Genomic DNA, 8,976 nt, shown 5'->3' on the forward strand with positions numbered 1-8,976 from the left:
ACCGTTTCGCCTTAACTACTCGAGTGGCGTCCAGGTGGACGCTACGTTCGGCAACCCGACCACGCGCGCTTCGAGCGTCCCGTCGTCGGTTTCGCGGAGTTTGAGGGCTGCGTCGAACAGCGACCGGAGCACGTTCAGGTCCGCGTCGTCGTGGGCCGACGGGTCGATGGTGTAGACGCCAAAGTAGCCCGCGGCGGACACCCGCCCGGTGAGGACGTGGAGGAAGTTGAACACGCGGCCGACCTCGGCGTAGCGAAGTAGCGTCGAGAGGGAGAACACCCCAAGCCGGAGGCCCGACGTCGCCCCCGCACCGATTTCCTGCGTGCACTTGACGAGGCCGACGCCGATGCCGGTGAGGTCGCTCGGCGAGGTGACGTACTTCACGTGAGGTTCGTCGTCGAACGAACCCTTCCCCGAGACGCCGGTACAATCGACGACGTACAGCCGGTCTGCGTCGCCGTCGAAGGCCGAAACGTCGCGGACGACCCGGTCTGCGTTCGCGTCCGAAGAGATGACGACGGCGTTCTCGCCCTGTGCGGTACCAGTGGCGAGCAGCTGCGTCGCAAGCTGGCGGGTGTCCGCCTGGAGCGGCCCCTCGATGAGGAGGTTCGTCCCCGGTGGCACCTCCTCGAACCCTTCGATGTCGATGGCCGAGCCGAGCGCGTAGGTCGTCGGACGCGAGACGACCGCCTGCAGTTGCCGGTCACTGCTACTCATTGCTTGCCACCTCCCTCGCCCGCGTCGAACCCACGGATGGCTGCGACGAACGACATGTCGTCGAGAAACGCGTCTTTCTGTGCGTCGAGTTCGGCTTCGAGTGCCTCGATGGCGGCTTCGAGTTCGGCGAACGCTTCACTTCCTGCCAGTTCGCCGGCTGGCTTCTCTGCTGTGAGTGCGGCCCGTTTCGCGAGCAACGAGTGGTACTCCCTGACCTGTCCCGTGTAGGCATCGCGTGCCAGTAAATCCTCAATCGTCTCGACGAGTTGCTGTTCGGTCGGTGGCTTTCTGACGTAGTCGTCGAAGCCCATCTCGATGATGTCGAAGTCGGGGTCGACTGCGGTGACCATCGCGACTCGACAGTCGATATTCCGGCTTCGAATTTCGGCGAGAACTTCGTCGCCGGACAGCCGGGGCATCATCCGGTCGAGCAACACGACGTCCACCTCGTCGGTGAGCACGTCGAGGGCCGCCTGCCCGTCTCCGGCGTGACGAACGTCGTATCGGTCCAACAACCACATCTCGTAGGTTTCGGCGACGTCAAGGTTGTCTTCGACGATGAGGACGACAGGTTTCTCGGGAGAAGTCATTCGAGTGGGCTGATAATTCGGGCCCACTACTATGATGGTTTCCCACGAACCAGGTCAGGCCAGCGGGAGGGTGATGACGAAGACGGCCCCAGAGGGGTCGTTGTCCTCGATGTGAACCGTACCGCCGTACTGGTCGACCATCGTATCGACGAAAAAGAGCCCAAAACCGCTGCCCGCAGACTTCACGTGACCGGTCTCGTCGCGCCTGAAGATGTGGTCTTTCAGGTCGTCGGGGACGCCGACGCCGTTGTCGCCAACGCGGACCGTCGCCGTCTCGCCGTCGGTCGTGAGCGAAACGTCGATGTGTGGGTTCTCCGTTCGGTTGTGCTCGACGGCGTTCGTGATGACGTTGCCCAGGACTTCGGCGAGTAACGCGTTCGCCTCGACGGTGACGGCCTCGTCGATGTCGACGTCGAATCCGATCTCCGGATAGGCAGACCGGATGCGGTCGACCTGTCTTTCGAGAATGTCGGACAGGGACACCGGGTGGAACTCCACGCCCCGTCCCGCGAACAGGTCGAGCATCACTCGGACGTGCTGGACGAGTTCGATGATATTGTCAGACCAGCGCTCGATGGTCTCTGCGTGTCGTTTCTCCTCTCCTTCGAGTCTGTCGCGCAAGTACGTCGCTCGCGACTGAATCACGACCATCCCGTTCAGGATGTCGTGGCGCAGGAGACTGTTGAGAAATTCGAGACGGTCGTTTTGCTCCTGTAAGTCGGCCTCGAAGCGTGCTTCTTTGAGCGCCGCCTCGGTGTTTGCGGCGAGCAACCGCGCGATGGACACGTCGGTTTCGTCGAAGTCTCCGGGGACGAGCGACCCGATGTTCAACACGCCGGCAGACCCGAGCGGCAAGATGAGTTCGCTTCGAATCTTCGTGTTCGGATTGTACCGACCCTCAGTAGCCTGCACGTCCGCAATCGTGAATGGCGTTCCCGACTCGAAGGCCTGCCAGGAGAGGCTCTCACCGTCTGCAGTGAACGTCGGCATTTCGGAGAAGAGTTCGGCCGACTCGTCGGTCCACGCGACCGGTTCGAGTCTCGTCCCCGTCTCGTCGGCCAGCCAGAGGGTACAGAGCGGGAAGCCGAGGACGTTTCGCGCCGTCTCGATGGCGATTTCCGCGACTTCCTGCACCTCGGTCGTCGCGACCATCGTCCGCATATCCGCGTGCAACGCCTCGATGGTTTCTTCACGGGAGATTCGTTCGAGCGCGTTTTCGACGCTGCGAGAGAGGATGCTCACGAGATAGCGACTCGTCTGTGAGACCGTCTGGCGTTCGAGCGACCCCAGCCCGAGCAGCCCGTGCGACCCGAGCGGGACGTACACGGCGCTCGTAAGCGGCAGTGGGAACCGACGCGCGGCGGGGAAGTCCTGATAGTTTTCGACCACCTGCATCTCACCATTCTCGAATGCGTCCATCTGTTGCATCCCGGGCGTGACGACGAGGTTGTCGATTACCATGTCAGCGTCTTCGAACATCTGGTGGGCAGCATCGGACGCGTGCGTCGGAACCAGCGAATCTCGCTCTTCGTCGTACGTCCAGTAGATGGCGAGCGAGTAGTCCATGATGGACTGGCTGATTTCGACCGCAGACTCGATGACACTGGATAGGTCGCGTTCGGTGCCGAGGTCGAGGGTCGCCTCCTGTAAGAGATTGAGCCTGATTTCTTCGAGGCGACGTTCGGTAACGTCGCGAGCCGTACAGACGAGGTGGCCGTCCGCGAGCGCGTTCAGCGACAGTTCCTGCGTGAATTTCGACCCATCGCGTTTCGTAGCGTGGGTCTCGCCGTTCCAGTGGCCGATCGATTGGAGCGCCGGGAACACGGTCGATTCGACGCGTTTCAATTCCGTGGAGTCGTAGTGGGTGCGCCACGACGCTCCCACGAGCGCCTCAGGGTCGTCGAAGCCGTAGAGCCGCGCGTGGGCGGCGTTCAGGTAGACGTACTCCCCGTCCGGGTCGATAATCGCAATCCCGTCGAGGGCGTTTTCTATCGCTGCCGCCTGTAAGTCGAGGCGTTGTTCGCGTTCCTTTCGTTCCGAGATGTCGATGAGGATACCCGTAAACAGGTGCTGGCCATCGAAGGTGGTTTCACCGAACGAGACGCTGAGGGGGACTTCGTGACCGTCGCGGTGGAGTCCCGCCAGTTCGAGCGCACTCCAATCGAGGTGCTGTTCGCCCGTATTGAGGTAGCGGTTTACACCAGCTTTGTGCGCGGGTCGGAATCTGTCTGGAATAAGCGTCGCCATCGGCTCACCGACGAGTTCTACGGCGTCGTAGCCGAGCATTTCGGCGAGTTGCTGGTTCGCGAATTGAATGACGTTGTCCTCGTCGAGCGTGACGACACCGACGGGAGCGTTTTCCGTAAGGGCCCGGAAGCGAGCGCGCTCCTCCCTGAGTGCGCGCTGGGATTCGTGTTTTTCAGTGATGTCACGGATGACGACCGCGAGGCCGCCGTCGTCCAGTTGGTTGACCGTGAGTTCCTTCGGGAACGTCGTTCCGTCGCAGCGAACGCCCGTGAGTTCGCCGCGCCAGCCACCGGTTTGCTGAACCGCAGGTTTCACTTCCTCCTCGAGTCGGTCCGTCTCGACGGTCAGTTCCAGTTCGAGGTAGGAGTGGCCACACAGTTGGTCCGCAGACTCGAAGCCGTAGATGTCGAGAAACGATTGATTTGCCGACTGGAATCGGTGGTGTTCGTCCAGCACCGCGACGCCGTCCATCGTCGCGTCCACTGCCTGTTCGGTCCGAACTGCTCGCTCTCGGTGCTCTGCTCTACGAACGTCCAGAAAGCCGATTGCGGCCCCGGATAGTCCGCCGACGGTGACGTTTACGAGTGCCTGTTCGAGTATTTCTGCCGTCGAGATGCCGCTCGTGAGGTTATGATACCCTGACCAAAGACTCACGACGAAGAGGACGCCAATTCCCGCGACCACCCAGAGCGCGATAGAGGCGACCTTTGCGGGCGAGAGACGGGACTGAACCAGCCACCAGCCGAACCCAACCAACCCCATCGCGAGAAAGAGCGGAAGGACGTGTTCGAGCGCAGAGAGAGACGAATGTTCACTGTACAGGAGGCCGGATGAGAGCGCCGCGAGCAGCCCGCCAAGCAGGGCGACCGACCACTGCTTGACACGGCGCAACGCGACAGCGAAAGACATACCGAACACTCACAACATATCAGCAAGAAAGTTTTCCCTAACCAACACGCGCGGAAGCAACCGTTTTCCGCACCCGCTTGCAATACCCGGGCATGGAACTGGACCGTGCGACGGCGGTCGACCGCGTCGAACGACTCGTCGAGACGGTCGAGAACGAGACGATGCCGGTCCCGGTGCGCGAAATCTGGGTGTACGGCGACCTCGCACTCGGCCTCGACCCCGTCTCTCGCCTCGATATCTACCTGAAAAAGGACCTGCTGTTCCACGGCGACGCCAGCCGTGAGGAGGAGTTTCGCCGCGAATACGGCGTGAAGGGCGTCGGGCAGACCGTCAGTCTGGAGTGGGCAGAACAGTACCCGGAGTACATCCGCGCGAACGACAACGGGCACGTCGCCCCCGAAAAGTGCCTCGCCGCCCACCTCGTCGACAGCGACGAACCGATTCACCTCGAAGTGTGCAACGCCGGGTTCGAGAACAACGTCACCCAGCGCCTGAAAGGCGCGATGGCGCGTGAGGCATACGAACAGATTCTCGACCCCCGCGGGGCCGCCCTCTGGATAGATGGCCAGCGCTCGACTGACGCCTTCGACAAACTGCGAACCGGCGAGTACGTCTTCCCGACGCTCGCGGGCGCACTCGAAATGCTCGGCATGGACGACGACGAAGCCGCCACAGCGGCGGACGCGGTTCGCGCCTACCGGTCGAGTCAGGAGGGCGCGTCCGTCCGGGGTGACGTTGTCTAACACGCTGGCCGCAACAGGTTTTAGACTGGTGTGCTGTATTCCCGACAATGACCGACTGGACGACGCGCCGCCGACTGCTCCAGCTTACGGGGGCAGGGCTCGCACTCTCGCTCGCTGGCTGTACGTCGGGTGGATCCGAGACCGACCAGACGACGAGCGCCACGACCGCTGGACAATCGAATAATACGACGACCACGGCCGCGACGACGACGCGGACGGCGACACCCGAAGACCCAAGCGAACCGTCGGGCGACACGACCGTCGAGATGTGGACGGAGGGCAGTGAGACCGGCTTCGCCCCGGATATCGTCTGGGTCGAACAGGGCGCGACTGTGACGTGGAAGCAGGTCAGTGGCGTCCACTCGGCGACCGCGTACCACCTCGACTACGACCAGCCCACACGCATCCCGGACGAGGCAGAGCCGTGGGACAGTGAGGTGCTGGTAGACGAAGGTGCCGTGTTCGAGCACACCTTCGAGGTGGAAGGCGTCTACGACTACTTCTGTACGCCCCACGAGAAGGTGGGAATGCTCGGGACTGTCATCGTCGGCAAGCCGTCCCCCGACGGTCAGCCCGGCCTGGAACCCCCACAGAAAATGCTCCCCGAGGAAGCCCAGAAGAAAATCGAGGAACTCAACGAGCGGACGAAGAAGATTCTCGACGGGTAATTCGCGTCACTCAAACGCGCCCGACGGTTACGTAAAACGGCACGGTCTCAGTTTTCTCGTAGGTTTCTGCTTGCATCTGCGCGATTGCCTCGCGCCCCATCTCGCGCCACGCGGTTCGCAGGGCGTCGTACTGGTCTGCGGTCAGGTCACCGGCGAGCAGCGTCTTCCGGTCCTTTTCGAGTCCCGACCCGAGCGCTTTTCGCTTCGCCGCTTCGAGTTCGTGGGCCGCATACGGCACAGTGACCGTTCGAGTGTGGTCGTAGCGGACGGTCGAAACGTCGGTGAACCCGGCGTCACGGAACAGGGCAGCCGCGTCCGCGCCGAGCGTCACGTCCGTGTTTACGCCGGCGACGTAGTGTTTACGCGCCGTTTCCGCGAGCTGCGACTCAGCAGCGACGGTCGAATCGATGGTCACCGCACCGTTGTCCGGTTCGATGGCCGCGACGAGGTCGCCCGAAACGCGCCCGAACTCGCGGACGGCGACGGCGGGGTCGGGCAGATTGATGAGCAGTGCCTGACAGACCACGAGGTCGAACGAGTCGTCCGTAAACGGAATCGAGAGGGCGTCTCCGAGGACTGCGGGCCCAGAAAGGTGTGCAAGCAGCGCCGGGTCGCGGTCGAGACCGACCACTTCACCGGGCGTCTCCGCGCTGAGTACCGTCGTCAGTTCGCCCGTGCCACAGCCAACGTCGAGGACACGCCGGCGATTCGGGAGATCGAGACCGGCGAGTGCAGACCGGTCCGTCCACATCCCGCGGCGTGTCTCGCGGAGGTACTCGGCGGCGAATCGACGCATTTCAGTTTTCGCGCAGGTCCTTCACGCGGTCGATGTTCCACGCGAAGCCCTTGCCGTCTTCCGTCGGCGTTTCGAGGACGAGCGGGACGTCTTCGAGGTCCGGATGGTTGATGATGGCGCGCATGCCTTCTTCACCAATCAGGCCCTCGCCGATGAGGGCGTGTTCGTCCTTGTTGGTTCCACAGGCGTGTTTTGAGTCGTTGAGGTGGATGCACTTGAGGTGTTCGAGGCCGACGACGTCGTCGAGTTCTTCGACGGTTTCGTAGACGCCCTCCTCCGTCGAGAGGTCGTAGCCCGCGGCGAAGGCGTGGGCCGTGTCGAGGCAGATGTCCAGATTCTGGTCCGAATGTTCGAGGACGTAGGCGAGGTGCTCGAAGTCGCCGCCGAGTTTCGTCCCGCTCCCGGCGTCGCTCTCGATGAGGACGGTCACGTCCTCGGGGACGTCGAGTTCGCTCAGCGCGGAGACGGCGTTTTCGAGGCCGCCTTCGACGCCTGCACCGGTGTGTGCCCCGAGGTGGACGTTCACGTACTCGATGTCGAGGGCGGCGGCGGCGTCTACTTCCTCTTGCATGCTGTCGATGGACTTCTGTCGGAGGCCGTCTTTCGGCGTACAGAGGTTCACGAGATACGAGGTATGGATGACCCACGGGCCGTCGAGTTCGGCGGCCGTCCGGTCTCTGAACAGCGCCACCTCTTCCTCGCCGAGGTCCGGGCTTTGCCAGACCTGGGGAGAGTGGGTGAAAATCTGTCCGCAGTTGCCGCCGAAGGCGACCTGGCGGAAGACGGCGTTCGCGATGTTGTCGTGTGGCGGTTTATCGTCGTCACTCGACACTTTCGAACTCGACATAGAAACGTGTGCTCCAACTCGCATACGCGTCTTTTTTCCCAGAGGAGCAAAGGGGCTTCGAAGGTGTCCCCGACCCGAGTCTATACATTCGTGTAGACCTATCAGAAATCATGACTGGAACCAGAGGACTCACTGTCGGACAGGAAGCGCCGGAGTTCACCGCCCCGCTCGTCACGCCGTCGGGGGCCATCGAACCGACCACGCTCTCTGCGCTGCTCGACGACCGGCCCGTCCTTCTCGCGTTTTACACGAACGACTTCACGCCCGACTGCATCAGCGAGTGGTGTGCCTTTCGCGACTACGACTGGTTCGCGACGGGCGAGCAGGTGCAGGTCGTCGGCGTGAGCAAGTCTCGCCCCGCCACGCACCGCCGGTTCATCGACCATCTCGGCCTCTCGTTTCCGCTCTACTCGGATACCGACCTCTCGATTGCGGAGGCCTACGACGTGCGATATCGGGCGTTCAAGGTCGTCCCGCGCGCGCATCGGTCCTGCTTCCTCATCGATACAGATGGCGTCATCCGGTACCGGTGGCTGGCGGACGACCCCATCGACCCGACGCGGGACACCCCGCCGATGGCGGCGCTTCACGAGGCCGTCGTCGAACACATCGGCGAACCGGAAAACGAGACGTTCGGGTTCTAGTTTGCGAGCGGATTCGTCCGCTCTCGGTTCCACGCGTCGGTGGCGAATTTCGTCGCTGCTCGCTCGCGCGCACGGTCGATTTCGTCCTGCGTCCATTGGCCTTCTTCTGCGTTCGCCCACTCACCGAGTGCGTCTTCGAGGGCGCGAACCGCCTGCTCGCGGTCGATGCCCGCGAGTTCGCGAATCGAGGTGATGCGAGTTTCTACGTCTTCGGGAGTGAGGTCAGGGTCTGCAAACACGGCCAGATGCGTCTCCGCGTCGAGGTCGTACTTAAGCGACCCGTGCTGGATGATGGCGTCCCGACGGCGGTACTGGGCATTGCCGCTTATCTTGCGCCCCGCCGCGACCACGTCGTGGGCGGGATGCAGGTCGCGCAGGTAGCACGACGGTTGGTAAAGCGACGGCTGGGGTTCGTCCGCGAAGTGGGCGGGGACGTCCATCGCGGAGAAGGCATCGAAGACGGGCGTACACAGCAGTTCGTAGGTCTCCATGAGGTCGCCGGGCAACTCCGCCGCGGGCGCGGTAATCGAGTAGGAGATGTCGGTGTCGTAGCCGTGGAAAATACCGCCGCCGCCGGTCGGTCGCCGGGTGACCGTGATGCCTTCGCGGTCGCAGTAGTCCCAGTCGGCGGTGTCTGCCTCCTGTCTGTAGCCGAGCGAGAGCGTGCTCGGTTTCCAGCGGTAGACTCGAAGCGTGCGCGGTCCGCCGGCGGCCGCCGTCTCTGCTGCAATTTCGTCGAGTGCCATGTTCATCGGCCCGTCCCACGATTCTTCGCGGATGAGCCGCCACTCGCGGTCTGCGAGGTCTGTCATCAA

General features: G+C 62.9%; 9 protein-coding genes. 3 read left to right on the forward strand and 6 right to left on the reverse strand.

Annotated elements, in window-relative coordinates; genetic code table 11:
* Positions 1 to 15: 15 nt before the first annotated feature.
* From P1M51_RS11965 to P1M51_RS11975, 3 genes are read right to left on the reverse strand one after another with little or no spacing between them, the layout of a single operon-like run.
* Entirely contained in the window at positions 16 to 717 is a 702-nt protein-coding gene (locus P1M51_RS11965) for a hypothetical protein (RefSeq protein ID WP_276245409.1), read from the reverse strand.
* Positions 714 to 1,307 carry a HalX domain-containing protein gene (locus P1M51_RS11970; protein ID WP_276245410.1) on the reverse strand — a complete coding sequence of 198 codons (594 nt, stop codon included), beginning with the start codon at positions 1,305 to 1,307 and terminating at the stop codon, positions 714 to 716. The genes P1M51_RS11965 and P1M51_RS11970 overlap by 4 nt, the downstream gene beginning before the upstream one ends.
* 54 nt (positions 1,308 to 1,361) lie before the next feature.
* Complete coding sequence (locus P1M51_RS11975) at positions 1,362 to 4,463, reverse strand: PAS domain S-box protein (RefSeq protein ID WP_276245411.1); 3,102 nt, start codon at positions 4,461 to 4,463, stop codon at positions 1,362 to 1,364.
* A gap of 92 nt (positions 4,464 to 4,555) precedes the next feature.
* Here P1M51_RS11975 and P1M51_RS11980 point away from each other — a divergent pair, with 92 nt between their 5' ends.
* Positions 4,556 to 5,206: a hypothetical protein gene (locus tag P1M51_RS11980; RefSeq protein WP_276245412.1), complete on the forward strand. Its 651-nt coding sequence runs from the start codon at positions 4,556 to 4,558 to the stop codon at positions 5,204 to 5,206.
* Between the two features lie 47 nt (positions 5,207 to 5,253).
* Positions 5,254 to 5,874: a plastocyanin/azurin family copper-binding protein gene (locus tag P1M51_RS11985; RefSeq protein WP_276245413.1), complete on the forward strand. Its 621-nt coding sequence runs from the start codon at positions 5,254 to 5,256 to the stop codon at positions 5,872 to 5,874.
* A gap of 10 nt (positions 5,875 to 5,884) precedes the next feature.
* Here the strand turns inward: P1M51_RS11985 and P1M51_RS11990 are convergent, their stop codons facing one another.
* Both P1M51_RS11990 and P1M51_RS11995 read right to left on the reverse strand, forming a co-directional pair.
* Positions 5,885 to 6,670: a class I SAM-dependent methyltransferase gene (locus P1M51_RS11990; protein WP_276245414.1), complete on the reverse strand. Its 786-nt coding sequence runs from the start codon at positions 6,668 to 6,670 to the stop codon at positions 5,885 to 5,887.
* 1 nt (position 6,671) lies between these two features.
* Positions 6,672 to 7,541: a deoxyribonuclease IV gene (locus P1M51_RS11995; protein WP_369685064.1), complete on the reverse strand. Its 870-nt coding sequence runs from the start codon at positions 7,539 to 7,541 to the stop codon at positions 6,672 to 6,674.
* 86 nt (positions 7,542 to 7,627) lie between these two features.
* Here P1M51_RS11995 and P1M51_RS12000 point away from each other — a divergent pair, with 86 nt between their 5' ends.
* Entirely contained in the window at positions 7,628 to 8,161 is a 534-nt protein-coding gene (locus tag P1M51_RS12000) for a peroxiredoxin (RefSeq protein WP_276245415.1), read from the forward strand.
* Here the strand turns inward: P1M51_RS12000 and P1M51_RS12005 are convergent.
* Entirely contained in the window at positions 8,158 to 8,973 is an 816-nt protein-coding gene (locus P1M51_RS12005) for a biotin/lipoate A/B protein ligase family protein (RefSeq protein WP_276245416.1), read from the reverse strand. The two genes, P1M51_RS12000 and P1M51_RS12005, sit on opposite strands and share 4 nt — an antisense overlap.
* Positions 8,974 to 8,976 lie beyond the last annotated feature (3 nt).

It is taken from the genome of Haladaptatus sp. QDMS2, from assembly GCF_029338295.1.
Lineage (GTDB): Archaea > Halobacteriota > Halobacteria > Halobacteriales > Halococcaceae > QDMS2.

Bases quoted from the DNA above. Each gene is read 5' to 3' on its own strand.
- P1M51_RS11965 (WP_276245409.1), bottom strand. From the start codon at position 717: ATGAGTAGCAGTGACCGGCAACTGCAGGCGGTCGTCTCGCGTCCGACG.
- P1M51_RS11970 (WP_276245410.1), bottom strand. From the start codon at position 1,307: ATGACTTCTCCCGAGAAACCTGTCGTCCTCATCGTCGAAGACAACCTT.
- P1M51_RS11975 (WP_276245411.1), bottom strand. From the start codon at position 4,463: ATGTCTTTCGCTGTCGCGTTGCGCCGTGTCAAGCAGTGGTCGGTCGCC.
- P1M51_RS11980 (WP_276245412.1), top strand. From the start codon at position 4,556: ATGGAACTGGACCGTGCGACGGCGGTCGACCGCGTCGAACGACTCGTC.
- P1M51_RS11985 (WP_276245413.1), top strand. From the start codon at position 5,254: ATGACCGACTGGACGACGCGCCGCCGACTGCTCCAGCTTACGGGGGCA.
- P1M51_RS11990 (WP_276245414.1), bottom strand. From the start codon at position 6,670: ATGCGTCGATTCGCCGCCGAGTACCTCCGCGAGACACGCCGCGGGATG.
- P1M51_RS11995 (WP_369685064.1), bottom strand. From the start codon at position 7,541: ATGCGAGTTGGAGCACACGTTTCTATGTCGAGTTCGAAAGTGTCGAGT.
- P1M51_RS12000 (WP_276245415.1), top strand. From the start codon at position 7,628: ATGACTGGAACCAGAGGACTCACTGTCGGACAGGAAGCGCCGGAGTTC.
- P1M51_RS12005 (WP_276245416.1), bottom strand. From the start codon at position 8,973: ATGACAGACCTCGCAGACCGCGAGTGGCGGCTCATCCGCGAAGAATCG.